The organism is Streptomyces sp. NPDC107538 (assembly GCF_055657445.1).
In genome coordinates this window covers 94191-115603 of sequence record NZ_JBVKAY010000018.1, presented here as the reverse complement: position 1 = coordinate 115603, position 21413 = coordinate 94191, and the positions used below count along the sequence as shown (strand labels likewise).

Annotated in this window: 23 protein-coding genes; 10 read left to right on the top strand and 13 right to left on the bottom strand. The window is 71.5% G+C overall.

The window, feature by feature from the left end:
* Positions 1 to 40: 40 nt before the first annotated feature.
* Both ACZ7MG_RS38680 and ACZ7MG_RS38675 read right to left on the bottom strand, forming a co-directional pair.
* Entirely contained in the window at positions 41 to 1666 is a 1626-nt protein-coding gene (locus ACZ7MG_RS38680) for a solute symporter family protein (protein ID WP_471391485.1), read from the bottom strand.
* Positions 1663 to 2019 (bottom strand): DUF485 domain-containing protein, encoded by a 357-nt coding sequence (locus ACZ7MG_RS38675; RefSeq protein WP_471391488.1) that lies wholly within the window; start codon positions 2017 to 2019, stop codon positions 1663 to 1665. The genes ACZ7MG_RS38680 and ACZ7MG_RS38675 overlap by 4 nt, the downstream gene beginning before the upstream one ends.
* 410 nt (positions 2020 to 2429) lie before the next feature.
* On the opposite strand from ACZ7MG_RS38675, the gene ACZ7MG_RS38670 reads away from it, so the two are divergent.
* Complete coding sequence (locus ACZ7MG_RS38670; protein WP_471391491.1) at positions 2430 to 3965, top strand: S8 family serine peptidase; 1536 nt, start codon at positions 2430 to 2432, stop codon at positions 3963 to 3965.
* Between the two features lie 196 nt (positions 3966 to 4161).
* Entirely contained in the window at positions 4162 to 5202 is a 1041-nt protein-coding gene (locus ACZ7MG_RS38665; RefSeq protein ID WP_471391494.1) for a CopD family protein, read from the top strand.
* Between the two features lie 185 nt (positions 5203 to 5387).
* Here the strand turns inward: ACZ7MG_RS38665 and ACZ7MG_RS38660 are convergent, their stop codons facing one another.
* The gene (locus tag ACZ7MG_RS38660; protein ID WP_471391497.1) at positions 5388 to 6110 is read right to left on the bottom strand and encodes a lysoplasmalogenase; all 723 of its coding nucleotides are present in this window, start codon (positions 6108 to 6110) and stop codon (positions 5388 to 5390) included.
* On the bottom strand, positions 6107 to 7048 hold the full coding sequence (locus tag ACZ7MG_RS38655) for a sterol desaturase family protein (protein ID WP_471391499.1): 942 nt from the start codon (positions 7046 to 7048) through the stop codon (positions 6107 to 6109). The genes ACZ7MG_RS38660 and ACZ7MG_RS38655 overlap by 4 nt, the downstream gene beginning before the upstream one ends.
* Before the next feature lie 191 nt (positions 7049 to 7239).
* On the opposite strand from ACZ7MG_RS38655, the gene ACZ7MG_RS38650 reads away from it, so the two are divergent.
* The 3 genes from ACZ7MG_RS38650 to ACZ7MG_RS38640 all read left to right on the top strand — a co-directional run bounded on the left by ACZ7MG_RS38650 (position 7240) and on the right by ACZ7MG_RS38640 (position 9441).
* Positions 7240 to 8250, top strand: a complete 1011-nt coding sequence (locus ACZ7MG_RS38650) for a DEDDh family exonuclease (protein ID WP_471391502.1) — start codon at positions 7240 to 7242, stop codon at positions 8248 to 8250.
* Positions 8251 to 8340: 90 nt separating this feature from the next.
* On the top strand, positions 8341 to 8574 hold the full coding sequence (locus tag ACZ7MG_RS38645; RefSeq protein WP_471391504.1) for a hypothetical protein: 234 nt from the start codon (positions 8341 to 8343) through the stop codon (positions 8572 to 8574).
* A gap of 66 nt (positions 8575 to 8640) precedes the next feature.
* The gene (locus ACZ7MG_RS38640; protein ID WP_471391507.1) at positions 8641 to 9441 is read left to right on the top strand and encodes an SURF1 family cytochrome oxidase biogenesis protein; all 801 of its coding nucleotides are present in this window, start codon (positions 8641 to 8643) and stop codon (positions 9439 to 9441) included.
* 21 nt (positions 9442 to 9462) lie between these two features.
* On the opposite strand, the gene ACZ7MG_RS38635 is transcribed toward ACZ7MG_RS38640, so the two are convergent.
* The 4 genes from ACZ7MG_RS38635 to ACZ7MG_RS38620 all read right to left on the bottom strand — a co-directional run bounded on the left by ACZ7MG_RS38635 (position 9463) and on the right by ACZ7MG_RS38620 (position 13465).
* Positions 9463 to 10419 (bottom strand): hypothetical protein, encoded by a 957-nt coding sequence (locus ACZ7MG_RS38635; RefSeq protein WP_471391509.1) that lies wholly within the window; start codon positions 10417 to 10419, stop codon positions 9463 to 9465.
* Between the two features lie 343 nt (positions 10420 to 10762).
* Positions 10763 to 10951, bottom strand: coding sequence for a YbdD/YjiX family protein (locus ACZ7MG_RS38630; protein WP_471391512.1), 189 nt, complete (start codon positions 10949 to 10951; stop codon positions 10763 to 10765).
* Positions 10948 to 13098, bottom strand: coding sequence for a carbon starvation CstA family protein (locus tag ACZ7MG_RS38625; protein WP_471391515.1), 2151 nt, complete (start codon positions 13096 to 13098; stop codon positions 10948 to 10950). The genes ACZ7MG_RS38630 and ACZ7MG_RS38625 overlap by 4 nt, the downstream gene beginning before the upstream one ends.
* Positions 13099 to 13180: 82 nt before the next feature.
* Positions 13181 to 13465, bottom strand: coding sequence for a DUF3311 domain-containing protein (locus ACZ7MG_RS38620; RefSeq protein ID WP_471391518.1), 285 nt, complete (start codon positions 13463 to 13465; stop codon positions 13181 to 13183).
* A gap of 217 nt (positions 13466 to 13682) precedes the next feature.
* Here ACZ7MG_RS38620 and ACZ7MG_RS38615 point away from each other — a divergent pair, with 217 nt between their 5' ends.
* The 5 genes from ACZ7MG_RS38615 to ACZ7MG_RS38595 all read left to right on the top strand — a co-directional run bounded on the left by ACZ7MG_RS38615 (position 13683) and on the right by ACZ7MG_RS38595 (position 18915).
* Positions 13683 to 15239: a sodium:solute symporter family protein gene (locus ACZ7MG_RS38615; RefSeq protein ID WP_471391521.1), complete on the top strand. Its 1557-nt coding sequence runs from the start codon at positions 13683 to 13685 to the stop codon at positions 15237 to 15239.
* A complete protein-coding gene (locus tag ACZ7MG_RS38610) occupies positions 15236 to 15874 on the top strand; it encodes a SigE family RNA polymerase sigma factor (protein WP_471391524.1) in 639 nt (212 codons plus the stop codon). The genes ACZ7MG_RS38615 and ACZ7MG_RS38610 overlap by 4 nt, the downstream gene beginning before the upstream one ends.
* The gene (locus ACZ7MG_RS38605; protein ID WP_471391526.1) at positions 15871 to 16164 is read left to right on the top strand and encodes a hypothetical protein; all 294 of its coding nucleotides are present in this window, start codon (positions 15871 to 15873) and stop codon (positions 16162 to 16164) included. Before ACZ7MG_RS38610 ends, ACZ7MG_RS38605 begins: the two co-directional genes overlap by 4 nt.
* A 178-nt stretch (positions 16165 to 16342) precedes the next feature.
* Positions 16343 to 18154, top strand: a complete 1812-nt coding sequence (locus ACZ7MG_RS38600; RefSeq protein ID WP_471391529.1) for a glycoside hydrolase family 15 protein — start codon at positions 16343 to 16345, stop codon at positions 18152 to 18154.
* Between the two features lie 5 nt (positions 18155 to 18159).
* Positions 18160 to 18915, top strand: coding sequence for an SDR family oxidoreductase (locus tag ACZ7MG_RS38595; protein ID WP_471391532.1), 756 nt, complete (start codon positions 18160 to 18162; stop codon positions 18913 to 18915).
* Positions 18916 to 18985: 70 nt separating this feature from the next.
* Here ACZ7MG_RS38595 and amaP read toward each other — a convergent pair whose 3' ends face one another.
* Genes amaP through ACZ7MG_RS38570 form a run of 5 tightly spaced genes read right to left on the bottom strand, consistent with a single transcriptional unit; the run spans position 18986 to position 21407 of the window.
* Positions 18986 to 19564: an alkaline shock response membrane anchor protein AmaP gene (gene amaP, locus ACZ7MG_RS38590; protein WP_471391535.1), complete on the bottom strand. Its 579-nt coding sequence runs from the start codon at positions 19562 to 19564 to the stop codon at positions 18986 to 18988.
* Positions 19565 to 19570: 6 nt separating this feature from the next.
* Positions 19571 to 20305 (bottom strand): DUF6286 domain-containing protein, encoded by a 735-nt coding sequence (locus ACZ7MG_RS38585; protein WP_471391537.1) that lies wholly within the window; start codon positions 20303 to 20305, stop codon positions 19571 to 19573.
* Positions 20302 to 20703 (bottom strand): Asp23/Gls24 family envelope stress response protein, encoded by a 402-nt coding sequence (locus ACZ7MG_RS38580; RefSeq protein WP_471391540.1) that lies wholly within the window; start codon positions 20701 to 20703, stop codon positions 20302 to 20304. The genes ACZ7MG_RS38585 and ACZ7MG_RS38580 overlap by 4 nt, the downstream gene beginning before the upstream one ends.
* Positions 20700 to 20885, bottom strand: coding sequence for a hypothetical protein (locus ACZ7MG_RS38575; RefSeq protein WP_316729604.1), 186 nt, complete (start codon positions 20883 to 20885; stop codon positions 20700 to 20702). Before ACZ7MG_RS38575 ends, ACZ7MG_RS38580 begins: the two co-directional genes overlap by 4 nt.
* A gap of 36 nt (positions 20886 to 20921) precedes the next feature.
* Positions 20922 to 21407 carry an Asp23/Gls24 family envelope stress response protein gene (locus tag ACZ7MG_RS38570; RefSeq protein ID WP_471391543.1) on the bottom strand — a complete coding sequence of 162 codons (486 nt, stop codon included), beginning with the start codon at positions 21405 to 21407 and terminating at the stop codon, positions 20922 to 20924.
* Positions 21408 to 21413: the final 6 nt, after the last annotated feature.

The following is a 21413-nucleotide window of genomic DNA, read 5'->3' as shown; positions in this document are numbered from 1 at the left end:
GCCGTAGGGATCTACGACGGCCCCGTGCGGGTGTGCCGGGTCAGTGGGCGCCGGTGCCCGTGAGGGAGCGGACCTCCAGCTCGGCGTACTTGGCCTCGTCGGGCTTCTCCTTGGACAGGACCGTGCCGAGGAAGCCCATCAGGAAGCCGAACGGGATGGAGATGATGCCCGGGTTCTTCAGCGGGAACCAGGCGAAGTCGACGTCCGGGAACATCGCCTTGGGGTCGCCGGAGACGACGGGCGAGAAGAGCACCAGGCCGACGGCGACGATCAGACCGCCGTAGATCGACCACAGCGCGCCCTGGGTGGTGAATCGCTTCCAGAAGAGGCTGTAGAGGATCGTCGGCAGGTTGGCGGAGGCCGCGACCGCGAAGGCGAGGGCGACCAGGCCGGCCACGTTCAGGTCGCGGGCGAGGGCGCCGAGGCCGATGGAGACGATACCGATGGCGACGGTGGCCCAGCGGGCCGCGCGGACCTCCTCGGCACCGGAGGCCTGTCCCTTGCGGATGACGTTGGCGTAGATGTCGTGCGCGAAGGACGAGGAGGAGGCGAGGGTGAGGCCGGCGACGACGGCGAGGATGGTCGCGAAGGCCACCGCCGAGATCGTGGCGAGCAGGATCGCGCCCCAGGCCGAGTCCACGCCGCCCAGATGCAGGGCGAGCAGCGGGGCCGCCGTGTTGCCGGACGGGTTGGAGGCGATGATCTCGTCCTGGGAGATCAGCGCGGCGGCGCCGAAGCCGAGGGCGATGGTCATCAGGTAGAAGCCGCCGATGATGCCGATGGCCCAGTTCACGGACTTACGGGCGGCCTTGGCGTTGGGCACCGTGTAGAAGCGGATCAGGATGTGCGGCAGACCGGCGGTGCCGAGGACCAGGGCGATGCCGAGGGAGATGAAGTCCAGCTTGGAGGTGCCGGTGGCGCCGTACTGGAGGCCGGGCTCCAGGAAGGCGGCGCCCTTGCCGCTGTTCTCGGCGGCGGTGCCGAGCAGATCGGAGATGTTGAAGTTGAACTTCAGCAGCACCAGGAACGTAATGAGGAGCGTGCCGCCGATGAGGAGCACGGCCTTCACCATCTGGACCCAGGTGGTGCCCTTCATCCCGCCGATGGAGACGTAGACGATCATCAATAGGCCGACGAGGGCGACGATGAGGATCTTGCCCGCGTCGGAGGTGATACCGAGCAGCAGGGAGACGAGGACGCCCGCGCCCGCCATCTGGGCCAGCAGGTAGAAGATCGAGACCACGATGGTCGAGGTGCCCGCGGCCGTACGGACCGGGCGCTGGCGCATGCGGTACGCGAGGACGTCGCCCATGGTGTAGCGGCCGGAGTTCCGGAGCGGTTCGGCGACGAGCAGGAGGGCGACCAGCCAGGCGACCAGGAAGCCGATGGAGTAGAGGAAGCCGTCGTAGCCGAAGAGGGCGATGGCGCCCGCGATGCCGAGGAACGACGCGGCGGACATGTAGTCGCCGGAGACCGCGAGGCCGTTCTGGAAGGCGCTGAACTGGCGGCCGCCCGCGTAGAAGTCGGCGGCGTCCTTGGTCTGGCGGCCGGCCCAGACGGTGATGCCGAGGGTCGCGAGGACGAACAGCGCGAACAGGGTGATGATGAGCGGCCGGTGCTCGCTGGCCTCGTTCGCGGCGAGGAATGTCTGCTGTACGGGGCTCATGCGCCGCTCTCCATCCGGGACTTGATCGCCTCGGCCTTGGGGTCGAGCTTCGCGGCGGCGTGCCGCGAGTACCACCAGGCGATGAGGAACGTGGTGACGAACTGGGCGACGCCGAAGACGAAGGCGACGTTGATGTTGCCGAAGAGCTTGGTGCCCATGAAGTCGCCCGCGTAGTTGGAGAGCAGGACGTACAGCAGGTACCAGGCGATGAAGGCCACGGTCAGCGGGAAGGCGAACGAGCGGTAGGAGCGGCGCAGTTCGGCGAACTCGGCGCTCTCATGGACCGCGGCGAACTCCTCGGGGGAGGGCAGGTGATGCTCGGCCTTCGCGGGGGGCGGTGCGTCGGTTGCCACGGAGTCTCCTCGCGTCTGAGCCGCGGTCGCGACGGTGGATGGTGACTTTTTCGCCGTCGGATCGGGGGACGGACTGGGTACGGACATGGGGTCGGCTCTGTTCCTTCGGTGACGGGTGCACGATCGTGCTCGGGCTCCCTGCTCAACGTCACGGCGGCGCACGGGGACCGGTTCAACCGTGCGTGTTTCTTTCGAAAACCGATGCGGAAGCGCTGCGGAGGCCGGGACGGAAGTGGCTGGGAAGTGCGGTGACTTCGAGGGTTACCCCTCTACTTCGGCCGACCGTCCATGAAGTCATTGCTGGCCGGTGACGACCAGGGATAGCTTCGGGCTGCACCACCAACGTCATGTACCTGCCCAGGCACCCGTGTGTCCCGGGCCGGTTTCTTTGAGGATGATGTGGAGATCCCATGGCTCATCTGCGCTCCAGACGACAGCTCGCACTCGCCGTGCCGGTCGTCCTGTCGCTGACCGCCTCGCTCGGTTTCCTGCCGGGTGTCGCCTCGGCGGCCCCGCTCACGCAGTCCACCGCGGCGACCGCGACCGCGGAGGGCCCGAACCTCTCGTACGTCGTGAACACCAAGACGGACAAGGGCACGATCGCCCGCGTGCAGAAGGCGATAGCCGAGGCCGGCGGCAAGGTCGTCATCACGTACGACAAGATCGGCGTGATCGTGGTCCACTCGACCGACCCGGCGTTCGGTGCGACGATCCGCGCGGTGCGCGGGGTGCAGTCCGCCGGTGCCACCCGGACCTCGCCGCTGACCCCCGCCGGTACGACGGACCTGGGCGCCGTCGACAGGCTGACGGCCGCGGAGGCCGCGAAGGTGAAGGCCGCCTCGGCGGACATCCCCGACGCCGAGCCCCTCGAAGCCGACCAGTGGGACCTGCGGGCGATCGGCGCCGACAAGGCCGCCAAGATCAACGACGGCAGCGACAAGGTCACGGTCGCCGTGATCGACACGGGTGTCGACGACACCCACCCGGACCTCGCGCCGAACTTCTCCAAGTCCCAGTCCGCCAACTGCAACGGCGGCGTCGCGGACACCAGCGAGGGCGCCTGGCGGCCGTACACCACGAACGACTACCACGGCACGCACGTCGCCGGTGAGATAGCCGCGGCGCGCAACGGCGTCGGTGTCGCCGGTGTCGCGCCGGGTGTGAAGGTCTCCAGCATCAATGTGACCGACCGCGTCAGCGGCCTCTTCTACGCGGAGAGCGTCGTCTGCGCGTTCGTCTTCGCCGCCGACCGCGGTGTGGAGATCACTAACAACAGCTACTACGTCGACCCGTGGCTCTACAACTGTGTGGACGACCCGGACCAGGAAGCCATCGTCGACGCGGTGAACCGGGCGCAGAAGTACGCCACGAACAAGGGCACTCTGCACCTGGCCTCGGCGGGCAACTCCAACCACGACCTCGCCTCCGACGCGATCCTGGACGCGTCCAGCCCGAACGACACGACCCCGGTCGAGCGCACCATCGACCCGAGCGAGTGCTTCGACGTGCCGACGCAGTTGCCCGGCATCGTCACGGTCAGCGCGACGGGCGTGAAGAACGAGAAGTCGTACTACTCCACGTACGGCAACGGTGTCGTCGACATCGCGGCGCCGGGCGGCGACGCCCGCTACCAGATCCCGGACACGCCGTCGAAGAACGGCCGCATCCTGTCCACCATGCCGGACGGCGGCTACGGCTACCTCCAGGGCACGTCGATGGCGTCGCCGCACGCCGCCGGTGTCGCCGCGCTGCTGAAGTCCACGCACCCGTGGGTGTCCGCGCAGGGGCTGCAGAAGCTGCTGAAGGCCCAGGCGGACGAGCAGGCCTGCCCGACGTCGTACGACCAGAACGGCGACGGTGTCCAGGACGCGGTGTGCGAGGGCGACACGGACGTGAACGGTTTCTACGGGTTCGGCATCGTCAACGCCCTGAAGGCCGTCAAGTAGCCCGCCGCGGCAGACGCGTTGGTGGCGTGACCGAGTACTGAGGGGCCGGGCGGTGTCACACCGCCCGGCCCTTCCGTTGCATGGTGCCGGCGTTGAGCGGGCGGGGCTCCTCCGCCGTATGTATGGGTGGAATGTCGAACTGCCAGTTGGTTTCCGGCACTTGCCCTGGTCTGGTGCGACTGGTGAACTTTTCGGGGTGAGCCTGACGAGACGGAGGAGACGGACGACGGAGGAGACGGGCGCGGAAGCGGAAGCGGAAGCGGGGGTGGTCGGGAGAGGGGCCGGCCGGGCCGTCGTGGTGCTCGTGCTGGTGGTCCTGGGCGCGCTGATACCCCTGTTCGGGCCGCGGGTCGCGCTGGACGGTACGGGGGAGGCCGGGGCGCCCGGCGCCGGTGGGATCGCGCTGTTGCGGGCGGTGCTGCTGGCCGCGCTGTGTGTGCCGGTGGGCGAGCTGTTCGTGGGGTGGCTGGCGCGGCGGGTGCCGGGCGGACCCGGGGCGGCGCCGCGCAGTTGGGCGACCGGGGCGGCCGGGGCCGGGTTCGTGGCCTCGCTGGGACTGGCCTCGGTGGTGGCCACGGGCAATCTGGTGCCGGACTCCCCCGCCGACCTGGACGTGGGCGGCCTCTCCGAGACCCGGGACGGCAGACTCGCCCTCCTGGAGGTCAACGCCTTCGCGGCGGCCGGACTGCTGGCACGGTCCCGCCGGCCGGCCGCCCAGGCGCTGCCGCTGACCGCCGTCGTCGTCGCGGAGGCGCTGCGCGCCCACCCGACCACGGACCACCACGACCCGCTCGTCGGCACCGGTCTGACCCTGGTGCACCTGACGTGCGCGGCGCTGTGGGCGGGCGGGCTGTTCCACGTCCTGCGGACACTGCGCACGCGCGCGTGGCGGTCGTCGGGAGCGGGCGCCGCGCTGTTGGGCCTCTACGCGCGCGTGGCCGCCGTTCTGCTCGCCGCCATCACCGCCACGGGGGTGGGGAGCACCCTGCGCCGGATGCCGCCGGGCACGGTCCTCGACCAGCTGACGGAGACGGCGTACGGCCGCGCCCTGCTCGCCAAGGTGCTCCTCGTGGCCGCCGTCGCCGCGCTCGCCCTCTGGGCCCGGCTGCGGCTGCGCCGCCCGACCGGAGACCCGCTCGACGCCTGCGCTCCCGCCCGCGCGGAGGTGGTCGCGCTGGGCCTGGTCATGGCGGTGTCGGCGCTGCTCACGGCGCTGCCGGTGCCGATCCGGTGGTGAGCGGGGGCGGCTTCACGAAGGCCGGGGTCCGGGTGCGGCGCGGTCGGCCTAGCCGGTGGGTGTGGGCGGTCGGGCAGGGCGGGTCGTCCGGCGGGGCGGGGTGGTCGGGGAGAGCGGGTCGCCCGGCGGGGCGGGGGGTCGGGGAGAGCGGGTCTTCGGGGGGGGTGGTCGGGCCTGTCGCCCGGTCAGGTCGTGGTCGGGGACGCCTCGTCGTACGCCGGGGTGAGGGCGGGTGCGGGCCGCGCGCTGCGGGCGTCGAGGACGCCTCGGACCAGCAGGTACTGGGCCGCCAGATAGGTGAGCATGATCCACAGGTCGGGGCGGGGCGGCTGCGGCCACTCGGCGACGCCGGTCGCGATGAGCAGGTCCGACACCATGAAGAGGGCGCCGCCGAGGCCCGCGACGAGGCCCAGCCGGGTGGCGGCCCACGCCATCGTGGTCAGCAGGGCGCTGTACCCGGCGACGGGCAGCCGCAGCTCCACCGGCAGTCCGGGCCAGAGACTGGCGACGGCGGCGACCGGGGCGAGGGCGTACCCGACGCCGTACGCGAGCCGCTTGGGCCCCGCCGGTCTCCCGGACTTCGCGAAGAGCACGAGGTAGCAGACGTGCCCCACCGCGAAGGACCCCATCCCGGCGAGGAAGGCCGGCTCGGCGTCGGAGAGGAGCAGCACATCGCCGCCCCAGCCGAACAGCAGTGCGGCGAGCAGCGGTCGAGGGGCGCCGCGTGTGTAGGCGTAGGCCGCGAGCAGGGGCATCAACAGGGGCTTGGCGACGGCGTGCCCGGTGTCGAACCCAAGGGCGAGCGAGCCGAGGTCGACGGCGGCGGCGACTGCGAAGGCGATGAGCAGGGCGGGGCGGAGGGCAGAGCGGAGTGCGGGTCGGTGGGCGGAGCTTCGGTCCGGCTTCACGCGACGGTGTTCGTGGTCGGGGCCGGAGCGATGGACTCGGCGGTCTGCACCGTCTCTGCAGGCTCCGCCGTGCCCACGCACTCCACCGCCTCCACGGTCTCCGCCGGCCGCGTGGGCTGCCAGCCGGGCCCGCCGAACACCCGGCCCGCGCGCTCGCCCCAACTGCTCGCTCGCTTCAGGTCCTTGGCGATGGCGGCGTACTCGTGGGTGGCGACCCGCAGCGGGTTGTACGTGTCGATGTTCTTCGTCAGGCCGTACACCGGGCGCTCGGTCTCCTCGATGAACGAGCCGAAGAGCCGGTCCCAGACGATGAGGATGCCGCCGAAGTTGCGGTCCAGATAGCCGCCCTGGGAGGCGTGGTGGACCCGGTGGTGCGAGGGCGTGTTGAAGACGAACTCGAAGGCGCGGGGCAGTTTCCCGATGCGCTCGGTGTGGATCCAGAACTGGTAGACGAGGTTGGCGGAGGAGCAGAAGGCGAGCGCGGCCGGGTGCACGCCGAGGGCGATGAGCGGGACGTAGAAGGGCCACACGGTCCAGGTCGTCCAGGGCTGCCGCAGGGCGGTGGTCAGGTTGAACTTCCGGCTGGAGTGGTGGACCACGTGGCAGGCCCAGAGGATCCGGACGACGTGGTGGCCGCGGTGCGACCAGTAGTAGAAGAAGTCCTGGGCGAGCAGCATCAGCGGCACCGTCCACCACAGGACGGGGACGCGCAGCGGGGTCAGTTCGTAGACCGCCGTGTAGATCGCGACGATCGGGATCTTCCAGAGGAAGTCGAAGGCGAGACTCCCGAGCCCCATGCCGACACTCGTCGCGGCGTCCTTCGTCTCGTACCCCGCGGCATCGTCGTCCGGATGGATCCGGACGCTGATCACCTCGATCACGGTGAGCAGCACGAAGGCGGGTATCGACCACAGCACGACATCGGGCAGGTTCGGCATGGGGGCACGGTAGAACCGCTGGTCGGCGGGGGCTAGACGTTGTTACTGACAAGTATTTACGGTGGTACGCGCTTGCTTCTTGGCGTCCTTCACCAATTCGGGCGAGGAAGGGCGAGCCTGTCGCTCCGTCACCGGCCGCCAACCACCGTCGGGTAACGAGCTGTCAGTCGTGGCCCGTATCCTCAGGGACCATGCTCGAAGACCACACGACCGCAGCGTCGCAAGCGCCTTGGCCGGCCGCGTATCCGCAGGGGTACGCGGTCGTGGACGTGGAGACGACCGGGCTGGCCCGGGACGACCGGATAATTTCGGCGGCTGTGTACAGACTGGACGCGCGGGGCGAGGTCGAGGACCACTGGTACACGTTGGTGAACCCGGAGCGGGATCCGGGGCCGGTGTGGATCCACGGGCTGACGAGTGACGTGCTCGAAGGGGCGCCGCTGTTCAAGGAGATCGCGGAGGAGTTCTCGTCCCGGCTCGCGGACCGCGTGCTCGTCGCGCACAACGCGGTGTTCGACTGGTCGATGATCGCCCGGGAGTACGCGCGCGCGGAGACCGAGGCGCCGGTGCGGCAGCGGCTGTGCACGATCGCGCTGTCGAAGGAGCTGGGTCTGCCGCTGCCCAACCACAAGCTGGAGTCGCTGGCGGCGCACTTCGGGGTCGTGCAGCAGCGGGCGCACCACGCGTTGGACGACGCGCGGGTGCTGGCGGAGGCGTTCCGGCCGAGTCTGCGATCCGCCGCCGCGAGCGGGGTGCGGCTGCCGTTGCACGAGTGCCGGCCGCTGACCGAGTGGCGGGACGGCGCCGCCGCCGCGCCGCGGATCGGGCAGCAGGCGGGGCACGGTGGGGGGTACGGCGGCTACGACGGGTACCGGCCCACCAGTTGGCGGCCCTCGCGGAAGCGGCCCGCGTGCCCCTACCCCAACCCGGGGCGGTACGAGGACGGCAAACCGCTCAAGCAGGGCATGCGGGTCGCCTTCTCCGGGGACACTTCGGTCGAGCGCGATCTGCTGGAGGACCGCGCGATCGAGGCCGGGCTGCATGTCGCGACGAGTCTGTCCCGGGTGACCAGTCTGCTCGTGACCAACGACCCGGACTCGAACACGTCGAAGGTCGTCAAGGCCCGGCAGTACGGGACGCCGGTCGTGGACGAGGCGGGGTTCGGGCAGTTGCTCCGCGATGTCGCGCCCGCCGACGAGTGACCCGTGGTGACCCGTACGGACGGGTGATTGCCGGGCGACTCGCCAGGCGTCCGCTCGCCCGCACGGTGACGACGGCTCACCCTGTGGCGCATGGCGAGATGCGAAGTTTGCGGCAATGACTACGGAATGACCTTCGAGGTCCACGCACAGGGCGCGATCCACGTCTTCGACTGTTTCTCCTGTGCGATCCACCGTATGGCCCCCATCTGCGAGCACTGCCGGGTGCAGATCATCGGCCAGGGCGTCGAGGTCGAGGGCCACTGGTACTGCGGCGCCCACTGCGCGCGGGCCGAGGGGAAGGCGGGCATCGTCGACAAGGTCTGAGGGGCTGAGGGTCCCGAGTGCGCACCCGCTCGAACGCGCCCCACGGCCGAGTTGTACGGTCGTGGGGTGTACCGCTTCCTGTTGTCCCGGCAGTGGGTGATTCTCACTCTGCTCGCTCTCGTCCTGGTCCCGACCATGGTCAGGCTGGGTGTTTGGCAGATGCATCGTTATGAGGAGCGCAGCGCGCGGAACCAGCTCGTGGCCGACGCGATGGCCGCGAAGCCGGTGCCCGTGGAGCGGCTGACCTCCCCCGGGCACACCGTCACCAGTGCCGAGCGCTACCGCACGGTGACCGCGAAGGGCCGCTTCGACACCGACGACGAGGTCGTCGTACGCCGCCGGGTCAACGCCGACGACGAGGTCGGCTTCCACGTCCTGACCCCGTTCGTGCTCGACGACGGCAAGGTGCTGCTCGTCAACCGGGGCTGGATCCCCGCGGACGGGCCGAGCCAGACCGCGTTCCCCAAGATCCCCGCGCCGGCCGCCGGGGAGGTCACCGTCACCGGGCGGCTGATGCCCGACGAGACGACCGAGGCCAGCGGTATCAAGGACCTCCAGGGCCTGCCCGACCGGCAGATCATGCTGATCGACAGCGAGCGCGAGGCGGACCGTCTCGGTGCCCGGGTGCTCGGCGGCTACATCGCGCAGACGGCACCCGAGTCCACGGGCGACACCCCGGAACAGCTCGACAGCCCCGGCAACGAGAACGCCGCGCTGAACTACGCCTACGCCCTGCAGTGGTGGCTCTTCGCCCTCGGCGTTCCCGTCGGCTACGTCATCCTCGTCCGCCGTGAGCGCCGCGACCGCGCGGAGGCGGCGGCCGCCGCGGAGGCCGAGGAGAAGGAGACGGCGCCCGCTCCTGCCTAGGTCGGGTCCGGGCAGGCCCCGCTACCGGCCGCGGCCGTCGGTCGACCGGTCCCGCCAGTACGCGAACGTGCGTTCCGGCTCGGGGAGCAGGTCCCAGGGGTGGCGGGTCATGTGGCGGCCGAGGCGTCGGAGGACGGGGGCGGCCTCGTTCGGGCGGTGGGCGCGGGTCAGGGCGAACGCGAGGATGTTGAGGTCGGTGACGGCTTCGGCGTGCGGTGCGGTGCCGGCGTCGAACCAGCCCTTGAGCGCCAGGTCGATCTCGTGGACCGCGCGGGGCTCGTTCCAGTTGCCGCCGCCCGAGCCGAGGACGTCGAGGGGGGTCGCCTCCTGGCGGTGGGCCATGAGTTCGACGCGGGCCGCCACGGGGAGCAGGGCGAGGGGGGAGCCGTGCGGTGCGCGGGCGGCGGCCTGCCAGGCGAAGTCCATCATGTCGGGGACCGTGCCGTGGCCGCGCGGGGACAGGTAGCGCAGGAGCCGGTGGTATGACGTCCGCAGCCAGGGGGCGCGGTTGACGGCCTCGGTCCAGACGGGGACCGCGTCCTTGACCGGTACGGCGCAGGTGTCCATCAGGGACAGCAGGGCCAGCCAGGGTGTGGGGTCCTCCGGGCAGGCCTCGGCGGCGCGGAGGCAGGTGTGTTCGGCGTGGCGGACGGCGGTGCGGTCGGTGGCGGGGGTGCGGTGGGACTCGACGAAGGCGCGCAGGGTGAGGGCGTCGCCGTCGTCCGGGCGGTCGGTGGTCCAGCGTTGTGGGACGGCCGTGGGGAGGTGGTGGGCGAGTACGGCGATGCGGTGGGCTCGGCGGTCCCAGTCTCGGCCGGTGGTGCGGAGGAGGGTGGCGGCGGGTTCCCATGGGGGGCGGGTGCGGCCTGCGCCGAGGCCGTGGAGCTGTTGGGTGGGGCGGAGTTCGGTCAGGGTTCTGTGCAGGGCGTCGTCGTCGAGTTCGGGGCGGATCAGGAGGGCGGGGCGGCGTCTCAGCATCTCTGGATCCGGGGTCGGGGGTGGGGTGGGGTGCGTTGTCGGGTGGGGTGCGTTGTCGGGTGCGGGCCCGGTGGGGCTTCTCGCACAGTTCCCCGCGCCCCTGAAAAGCCGGGGCTGCGCCCCGTGCTTTTCAGGCCCGCAGCCCACCAACTTCAGGCCCGCAGCCCACCAACTTCAGGCCCGCAGCCCCGCCACCGTTCAGGCCCGCAGGGCCGCGGGCTTTCAGGCCCGCAGGGGTCTGTGTCTTTTAGGGGCGCGGGGAACTGCGCGTCCAGCCCCCGCGCGCCCGCACCCGACGACGCACCCGGGTCGGAAGGGATACCCGCAGCCGGAGCCGGGGCTCTCAGCAGCAGCGGCCCTCCGGGTGTTGCTCTCGCTGGCGGGTTCGTAGGGTGTCGTACTCCCTGCGGGTCGGGAGCGGGGCCTTCGGGTGGTGGCGGCGGTGGCGGTCGCAGTAGCGGTCGTACTCGGCCTCGCCGGTGAGTTCCCGGAGGTACCAGCGGACCCCGCGCACCCAGTTCCGGACGGTCACCTTCGGGCCCCCACCAGCTCCTTCTCGGCGCCCTCCGCGTCGATGCGGGACTCGACGTACGGGGCCTCGGTCGACGGGAGGGGGGCTGGGGAGCGGACGGCGCGGACGCAGACCACGGCGCAGTTGATCAGGACCGTGAGGACCAGGAGCAGGAAGATCGCCATGATCACGCCGTCGACCGTGTTGTTGGTGACGATCGTGTGCATGTCGTCCATGTTCGTGGCGCCGGGCAGGAGTTCACCCTTGTCGATGGCCGCCGCGTACTTGTCGCGGAGGGCGAAGAAGCCGATGGCCGGGTTGTCCGAGAAGATCTTCTGCCAGCCGGCGGTGAAGGTGACGGCCACGTCCCAGGCCAGCGGGATGCCGGTGACCCAGGCCCAGCGCAGCTTGCCCGACTTGATCAGGACGGTCGTGGTCACGGCCAGGGCGACCGCGGCGAGCAGCTGGTTGGCGATGCCGAAGAGGGGGAACAGCTGCTTGATTCCGCCGAGGGGGTCGGTGACACCGGCGTAGAGGAAGTACCCCCAGGCGCCGACGACCAGGGCGCTGGTGATCCAGATGCCCGGCTTCCAGGTGACGCGGCCGATCGGCTTCCAGACGTTGCCCAGCATGTCCTGGAGCATGAAGCGGCCCACGCGGGTGCCGGCGTCCACCGTGGTGAGGATGAACAGTGCCTCGAACATGATCGCGAAGTGGTACCAGAAGGCCTTCATCCCGGCGCCGCCGAAGACCCCGGCGAAGATCTCCGACATGCCGACCGCCAGCGTCGGGGCACCTCCGGAGCGGCCGACCAGTGTCTCCTCCTCGACGGCCTTGGCCGCCGCCGTGAGCTGCTCGGGGGTGATGGTGAAGCCGAGGTTCTTGACCGCCTCGGCGGCCGTGTCGACGGTCGGGCCGAGCAGCGCCGCCGGGGAGTTCATGGCGTAGAAGAGGCCGGGTTCGAGGACGCACGCGGCGATCAGGGCCATCACGGCGACGAAGGACTCCGTGAGCATGGAGCCGTAGCCGATCAGCCGGACCTGGGACTCCTTCTGGATCAGCTTCGGGGTCGTACCGGAGGAGACCAGGGCGTGGAAGCCGGACAGGGCGCCGCAGGCGATGGTGATGAAGAGGAAGGGGAAGAGGGAGCCGGCGAAGACCGGTCCGGCACCCGTGTGCGCGAACTCGGTGACCGACTCGGCGCGGAGGTTCGGGGCGGCGACCACGACACCGACGGCCATGAGGGCGATGGTGCCGACCTTCATGAAGGTGGAGAGGTAGTCACGCGGGGCCAGCAGCATCCACACGGGGAGCACGGAGGCGACGAAGCCGTAGCCGACCAGGCAGAAGACCAGGGTCTCGGGGCTCCAGACAAAGTACTCGGCGAGGGAGCTGTCCTGGATCCAGCCGCCGCCGAGGATGGCCAGCAGGAGGAGGGCGACGCCGATGAAGCTGGTCTCCACGACCCGGCCGGGGCGGAGGTAGCGCAGGTAGAAGCCCATGAAGAGGGCGATCGGGATGGTCATGGTGACCGAGAAGGTGCCCCAGGCGGATTCGGCGAGGGCGTTGACGACGACCATCGCGAGGACCGCGAGCAGGATGATCATGATGGCGAAGACACCGATCAGCGCGGCGGCACCGCCCACCTTGCCGATCTCGTCCCGGGCCATCTGTCCGAGGCTCTTGCCGTCCCGGCGCATGGAGAGGAAGAGGACGATCATGTCCTGGACCGCGCCGGCGAAGATCACGCCCGCGATGATCCAGATGGTGCCCGGCAGATAGCCCATCTGGGCCGCCAGCACCGGACCGACCAGCGGGCCGGCGCCGGCGATGGCCGCGAAGTGGTGGCCGAACAGCACCCGCTTGTCCGTGGGGTGGTAGTCGACACCGTCTTCGAGACGTTCGGCCGGGGTGGCCCGGGTGTCGTCGACCTGGAGGACCCGGCGGGCGATGAACCGGGAGTAGAAGCGGTAGCCGATCGCGTACGAGCCGAGGGCCGCCATGAGCAGCCAGACGGCGGAGATCTCCTCGCCCCGGGAGAGCGCGAGCACGGCCCAGCCGATCGCGCCGACGAGGGCGACGGCTATCCAGAGCGCTATGGACTTTGGTGACATACGGGATTTTTCCGGCGCCTCGGGACCGGATCCGGGCATGGCTGACGTAGACATGGCGGCTCCTGATTTCAACGGGTGTGCGGCAGAAAGCGAGGTGCGGCAGCCGGTGGGGGGTGCGGCAGCGGGTGGGTGCGGCTCAGCGATGTCGGTCCGGGCGCGGCCCGTCCGGGCGGCGGCGGTCCGGTCGATGTCGGCCCGGTCGGTGTCGGTCCGTCAGCGCGTACGCGGCGAGCAGGCAGAGGCCGCATCCCGGGACCCAGGCGAGCTGGTACCAGTAGAAGAACGGCGTGCCCGCGAGCCGTGGCTCCGCGGCGGCGTACCAGGGGACCCAGAGCAGTCCGGCGGCGGGGGCGAGGAGCAGGACGGCGCTCGCGACGCGCCGTAGTCGCTGGTGAGCGCGGTGTGCCGGGGGGTGTGTCATGGGCCGTTCTCCTCTCTCGGTGTCTCCCGATCGCTGTGGGTCTGTGCAAGAGTTGCCCACCCGCCGGATCCGGTTGACAGCGAATTCCAGAAGATTCCCGGAAGATTTTCCGGAAGATTTTCCGCCGATCCGTGTCCTCCGGACCGGCCCCCGGCGCAACCAACACGCAAGGGCCCCGGCACATCCGACGGCCCAGGCCCACCAAGGACGGTGACCCATGGCGGACGCTGCCATGACCGCGACGTTCCTCGCCGTGATCGGCGGAGCGTCGCTGTTCGCCGTCACCGCGCGCCGACTGCGCCCCACCGACCGGCTGCCCTCGCTGGAGGGCTGGGCGCTGGCCGACCGGAGCCTCGGCCCGGTGTGGACCTGGCTGCTGCTGGGCGGCACGATCTTCACCGCGTACACCTTCACCGCCGTGCCCGGCCTGGCGTACGGCAACGGGGCGCCCGCCTTCTTCGCGGTGCCGTACACGGTGATCGTCTGCCCGCTGGCCTTCGTGCTGCTGACCCGGCTGTGGGAGGTGGCCCGGCGGCACGGCTATGTGACGGCCGGGGACTTCGTGCGCGGGCGCTACGGTTCGGCGCCGCTCGCCCTGGTGGTGGCGCTGACCGGGATCCTGGCGACCATGCCGTATCTGGCGTTGCAGCTGCTCGGCATCAGGGCGGTGCTGACGGCAGGGGGTCTCTATCCGAAGGGCGCGGCCGGTGATCTGGTGATGGTCGCGCTGTTCGCGGGGCTCGCGGTGGCGACGTACCGGCACGGCCTGCGGGCACCCGCCGTGATCTCGGCGCTGAAGGCGGTCGCCGTCTTCGTGTCGCTGACGGCCGTGTGCTGGCTGGTGCTGGAACGGTTCGGCGGGCCCGGCGCGGTCTTCGACGGGGCGGCGGCACGGCTGAACGGCACCGGAATCGAGGACTCCGCCCTCCTGCTGGCCCCCGAACAGCAGCCCGCCTACGCCACCCTCGCGCTCGGCTCGGCGCTGGCCCTGCTGATGTATCCGCATGTCCTGACCGCCGGGTTCGCCGCCGACGGGCCGCGCACGGTCCGCAAGGTGGCCGTGGCCCTGCCCGCCTGGACGGGACTTCTGGCCCTCTTCGGTTTCCTCGGCATCGCGGCGCTCGCCGCCGGGGTGCGGGCGCCCGAGGGCGGCGCCGAGGCGGCCGTGCCGATGCTGGTGGACCGGCTGATGCCGGGGCCGTTGGCCGGACTGGTGTTCGGCGCGATCACCGTGGGCGCGCTGGTCCCGGCGGCCGTGATGTCGATCGCCGCCGCCACCGGCTTCGTCCGCAATGTGTACGTCGAGTACTTCCAGCCCACCGCCACACCCAAGCGGCAGGTGCGCATCGCCAAGGTGGTGTCGCTGACCGCGAAGGTGGGAGCGGTGGCGTTCGTGTTCGGGCTGCGCGACCAGGACGCCATCAACCTCCAACTCCTCGGCGGGGTGTGGATCCTGCAGATCTTCCCGGCGGTCGCGGTCGGTCTCTTCACCGGGCGGCTGCATCCCCGGGCGCTGCTCGCCGGGTGGGGGGTCGGCATGGTGACCGGCACGTTCCTGGTGGTACGCGAGGGCTTCTCGTCCATCGTGCTCCTGGGCGGCGGCTCGCTGGAGATCTACGCCGGTCTGCTCGCCCTCCTCGTCAATCTGACCGTCGCCGTCGTCGGCACCACGGTCCTCGAACGGCTCGGCGTCCCGCGCGGCGCCGACCTGACCGATCTACCGTCCCGCCTGACCGTCAGGCGGCGCCCCGAGACGGGAGCGAGCAACCCGTGAGACGCAGACAGCACATGCGTGTGCCGGTGCCCCCGGCGGCCTCCTCGGCGCCGCTGCCCCCGGCGGCTACGGCACCCGTGACCGCCGGCGAGCCCTTCGTCCCGAGCCCCGCGCTGCCGCCGGGTGCCCTCGGTGATCCCGCCGATGTGGAGCGCGAGGCGGGGGTCGCCCGGCTGTTCGAGCTGCACTACTCCTCGATGCTGCGGCTCGCGGTGCTGCTGGGCGCGGACGACCCCGAGAACGTGGTGGCCGAGGCGTACTACCAGATCTACCGCAAGTGGCGGCGCCTCAGGGACGCCGAGGCGGCGGAGGCGTACCTGCGGTCGACGGTCTGCAATCTGACCCGGATGCGGATACGTCATCTCCAGGTCGTCCGCCGACATGTGGAGACGCCGCCGGACGAGTCGGTCGCGTCCGCCGAGAGCACGGCCCTGCTCCACGACGACCAGCGGGTGCTGATCGGCGCGCTCCAGCACCTGCCCGCGCGGCAGCGGGAGGCGCTGGTGCTGCGTCACTGGCTGGGGCTGAAGGAGAGCGAGATCGCGGCCGCGATGGGGATCTCCTGCGGCTCGGTCAAGACCCACACCGCACGCGGCCTCGCCGCCCTGACCCAGGCGATGGAGGCCCGGCGATGAACGACACCACCGGCAACGACACCGGGCAGGACCGTACGGAACGGGAGCTGGCGTCGGCGCTCGCCGCGCTGGCGGGCGGTGTGCACGCGGCGCCGGACGCGTACCGGACGGCGCGGGGGGACTGGCTTCGCCGGGAGCGGCGACGGCGGCTGGTGCTGGCCGTCCTGGTCCTCGTCGTCTTCGCCCTCGCCACGCTGATCGGTCTGTGGGTGCTCAACCAGGCTCCGTCGGGGTCCGGGGTGATCTTCTCGGGGGTGGGGGGGACGACGGCGGGGGCGGGGCCTGGGTGAGAGGGGCGCGTCATCGGAGGGGGTGCCATCGCCGTGCGCGTCTGCGGGTCGTGTGTGGCTGGTCGCGCCCACGCGGCGGAGCCGCATATCGACGCAGCCCCGCGCCCCTGGAAAATCGGGCTTCGCCCTCTTTTCCCCGACCGGACTGATCGGCCCCCGCTCCGGGAACCCGACCCCCGTGCACCCCCTTATCGAGGATTACGCCCTGATCGGTGACCACCAGACCGCCGCGCTGGTGAGCCGCCGCGGTTCTGTCGACTGGCTCTGTCTGCCGCGGTTCGACTCGGCCGCCTGTTTCGCCGCGCTGCTCGGTGACGAGGAGAACGGCCACTGGACGATCGCGCCGAAGGATCCCGGAGCCCGCCCCCGGCGCGCGTACCGCCACGACGCCCTCGTCCTGGACACCGAGTGGGAGACGGACGAGGGCACGGTGCGGGTGACCGACCTGATGCCGCAGCGCGACCGTGCCCCCGACGTCGTACGGATCGTGGAGGGCCTGGACGGCCGGGTCACCATGCGCAGCACGCTGCGCCTCCGCTTCGACTACGGCTCGGCCGTCCCCTGGATGCGCAGGTCGGACGGGCATCGCGTGGCGGTCGCCGGCCCGGACGCCGTCTGGCTGCGCAGCGAACCCGGGGTGCGGTCATGGAGCGAAAACCGGGCCACGTACGCGGAGTTCACGGTCGAGCCGGGCGAGAAGGTCGCGTTCGTCCTCACCTGGCACCCCTCCCACGAACCCCGCCCCCGCCTGGTCGACCCGTACGAGGCGCTGCGGTCGAGCCTTCACGACTGGCGGGCGTGGGCGGCGCGCTGCCGGTACACCGGCCCGCACCGGGACACCGTGGTCCGCTCCCTGATCACCCTCAAGGCCCTCACCTACGCCCCGACCGGCGGTATCGTCGCGGCCGCCACCACCTCCCTGCCCGAGGAGATCGGCGGCGTCCGCAACTGGGACTACCGCCACTGCTGGCTGCGCGACTCCACCCTCACCCTCGGCGCACTGCTGTCCTGCGGTTACCAGGAGGAGGCCGAGGCCTGGCGCGACTGGCTGCTCCGCGCGGTCGCCGGCGACCCGGCCGACCTGCAGATCATGTACGGCCTCGCCGGTGAACGCCGCCTCCCCGAGTACGAACTGCCGTGGCTGTCCGGCTACGAGGACTCGCGGCCGGTCCGGGTCGGCAACGACGCCGTACGGCAGTTGCAGCTGGACGTGTACGGCGAGGTGATGGACTCCCTGTTCGTGTCCCGGCGTTCGGGTCTCCCCGACCAGCCGGACATGTGGCGGATGCAGTGCGCGCTGCTGGACTATCTGCGGACGGCCTGGCGGAAGCCGGACGAGGGGCTGTGGGAGGTGCGCGGTCCGCGCCGCCACTTCACCCACTCCAAGGTGATGTGCTGGGTCGCCGCCGACCGGGCCGTCCGCACCCTGGAGGACGACCCGACCCTGACCGGCGGCGACCTCGACGGCTGGCGGACCCTGCGCGACGAGATCCACCGCGAGGTCTGCGAACGCGGCTATGACGCCGACCGCAACACCTTCACCCAGTCCTACGGCTCCCGCGAACTGGACGCCGCGCTGCTGCTCATCCCCCTCATGGGCTTCCTGCCGCCGGACGATCCCCGGGTCGTCGGCACGGTCGACGCGATCCGCGAGGAGCTGTGCCACGAGGGCTTCGTCCGCCGCTACAGCGCCGACCACCTCAACCAGCCCACGGGCCCGGCCGACTCCGTCGACGGGCTGCCGGGCGGTGAGGCCACGTTCCTCGTCTGCTCGTTCTGGCTGGCGGACGCGCTGCAGCTGACCGGCCGTACGAAGGAGGCGCGCGAGCTGTTCGACCGGCTGGTGGGGCTGGTCAACGACGTGGGGCTGCTGGCGGAGGAGTACGACCCCGTCGCGGGCCGCCAGCTCGGGAACTTCCCGCAGGCGTTCAGCCATGTCGGTCTCGTCGGCACCGCCCTCGCCCTCTTCGACGGGGAGGAGGCAGGATAGGGGCCATGGATCTTGGGCTGAAGGACCGTGTCTACATCGTCACCGGGGCGACCCGCGGACTGGGCAACGCGGTCGCGCGGGAACTCGTCGCCGACGGCGCGAAGGTGGTCGTCACGGGGCGCGAGGAGGAGAGCGTGGGCGCGGCGGCGGCAGCGCTCGGCGCGAACGCGGTGGGGGTCGCCGCGGACAACGCGGACCCCGAGGTCGCCGGGCGGCTGATCGCCGCCGCCCGTGAGCACTTCGGGGGCTTCGACGGCATCCTCGTCAGCGTGGGCGGGCCGGCGCCGGGGTTCGTCGCCGACAACACGGACGAGCAGTGGACCACCGCGTTCGAGTCCGTGTTCCTGGGCGCGGTCCGCCTGGCGCGGGCGGCGGCCGAGGAACTGGGCGAGGGCGGTGTCATCGGGTTCGTGCTGTCCGGTTCCGTGCACGAGCCGATCCCCGGCTTGACCATCTCGAACGGGCTGCGGCCGGGGCTGGCCGGGTTCGCCAAGTCGCTGTCCGACGAGTTGGGGCCGCGCGGGATCCGGGTCGTGGGGCTGCTTCCGGCCCGCATCGACACCGATCGGGTGCGGGAGCTGGACGGGATGTCGGCGGACCCGGAGGCGACGCGGGCGGCGCACGAGTCGCGGATTCCGTTGCGGCGGTACGGGCGACCGGAGGAGTTCGGGCGGGCGGGGGCGTTTCTGCTGTCGCCGGCCGCGTCCTATCTGACGGGGATCATGCTGCCGGTCGACGGCGGGATGCGGCACGGGTTCTGACGGCCGTTCGGCGGGTCTCCAAGGCGGATGCGGGTGGGTGCGGGTGGGGGCCGGCGTGTGCGTGGCGCCGTCAACTCACGCGTTCCGCACCGTGCTTGGCCGCTTGCAGTCTGACCTCCGCCGGAAGTTCGGCCAGTCCCGCCGAGTCCTTGGCGTGGGCCAGTGCCTCCGTCGTCAAGGTCCGCAGGGCGTCGCCCGGGTTCACATGGGGCTGGAGGAGGAGGCGGACCCGGGCCTCGGGGGCGTTGCGGCGGCCGGTGAGGTGGGCGTGGGCGCGTTGGACGCCGTCCGCGTCGGCCGCGTCGGTGGTCAGGACACCCTCCAGGGCGCGTCCCCGGAGCAGGGCGCCCTCGCCGTCGCCGGTGTCGACGAGGACCTCGGCGAGGCGGTGGCGGCGCAGGACCGCCGTCAGCCACCACAGGGCGAGCAGGACGAGGACGGCGAGCACGGCGATGACGGTGGGCCACCACCAGCCGGAGTCCCGCCAGCGCGTCCGCTCGGCGGCGCTGAGCAGGACGTCGTTCCTGTCGTCGTGCAGCCACCAGGAGGGCGGGTCCGCGCCGAGCCCCACGGCGAGGACGGCACCGCCGACCCCGACCAGGACGAGCCCGACGACGCCGAGCAGCACACGGTTGACGATCCTCAGCATCGCCCCTCACCCCTTCCGGCCGGGCCGGCGGACATGCACCGACAGCGCGGGCGGCCGGGACAGGCCGAGGCCCCGGATGCCGTCGGCGAGCGTGTCGTCCAGGTCGGCCCGTACCTCGTCGAGTTCCCGGAAGTGGGACACCGCGCGGACGTCGACCCGCTTCCGGCCCGCCCGCACCCGTACGGACTGCACTCCGGACACCTCCATGGCCCGGTCGCGCAGGGCCAGCGCGGCGGCGCCCCGGTGCAGTCCGGCGCGTACGCCGGGGTGGACGCGCCGCATCGGCAGGACGTCCCGCAGCCCGGGGGTCGTGGCGAGCACCAGCAGCCAGAGGCCGAGGAGGACGGCGACCGAGGCGCCGACGAGCACCCAGATGTCGTCGAGGGGGCGCTCGGCCAGCTCCCGGGCCAGCGAACGGCGCCACGCCATCGCGGGCCGGTCGGCGCGGACCGCGACGACGTCGTACAGGAGGAGGCCCGCACCGCCGAGGAGCAGCACCGCGAGGATGCCCGCGGGGACTCTGCGCGCGGACCAGAAGCGCCGCTCCCCGCCGTGGCCGCCGTTCTCGCCGTCCAGGGCGGAGGGCGGGTCGTAGGCGGCGGCGGACGCGGACTGATCGGGACCGGAACCCGAACCCGAACCGGAACCGGGATCGCGGTCCCGGTCACTGCCGCTGTCGTCGGTCTTCTCTATGACGGGCAGTCGTCGTGTGGTGCCTTCGGAGCGCTGGGGTTCGCTCATCGCGTCCTCCCCTGAGCCACGTCGTGTGCGTGCGTCAGGTGCAGCCGTTCCACCTGAACGGCCACCTCCGATACGTGCATTCCCGCCAACGTCCCTACCCGCTCGGTGACATGGCGACGCACCGCAGCGCATTGGCCACCGATGTCCGAGGGGTACGGGAGCCCGAGCGTGACGCGGACGCGCGCGGTCTCGTGAAGGACCACGACGGTGGCATTGGGGGGCGCGGAGTCGGGCGGCGGTGCCACCAGTGCTTCGCGCGCCGCCTGTGCGGCGATCTTCGCGACCACCCGGTCGGCGATGCGGGTCGCCCCACGCTCACCGGCCGGAACGGCCGTCGTCCGCTGTCGGCCGTCCGTCTCCCGTTCCTCCGTGGGGCGGCCACTGTCCACCGGGTTCACCGGCGTCGGTCGTCACGCGGGCGGAAGAAGTCGCCCAGCTCCAGGTCCCCCTCCAGGAACCGGCCGACGACGAAGCCGACGGCGCCCAGCGCGGCCACCAGCAGAAAGGCCCCGAAACCGCCGAAGTACCCGGCGAAGCCCAGCGCCATCCCGGCGATCATCCCGATCACGGCCAAGCTCATCCTGCGCTCCTAGGTCGGACTCCTGACGTCCATCGTTCACTGCAGCCGGGAGTCCGGCTCCTCGTCCTCCTCGTCCGGCAGCTTCACATCGCTGACCGCGATGTTCACCTCGACGACCTCCAGGCCGGTCATCCGCTGCACGGCCGCGACGACGTTCTCGCGCACATCACGGGCCACGTCGCTGATGGACACCCCGTAGTCGACGACGATCTCCAGGTCCAGCGCGGTCTGCACCTCGCCGACCTCGACCTTCACACCCCGGGTCACGGACTTGGCTCCGCCGGGCACCCGATCCCGTACGGCCCCGAAGGTCCGCGACAGGCCGCTGCCCATGGCATGCACACCCACCACCTCGCGCGCGGCGAGTCCGGCGATCTTCTCCACGACGCCGTCGGCGATGGTCGTACGCCCCCGCTCGGCCGGGTCGCCGCCGCCGCGCCGGGTGGGCTTCCGCCCGGCCTGCGCCGGCTCCCTGGTGGTGTCGGGCTTCTCCGTCCGGTTCCGCTCCGTCATGTCAGTCATGCCGTA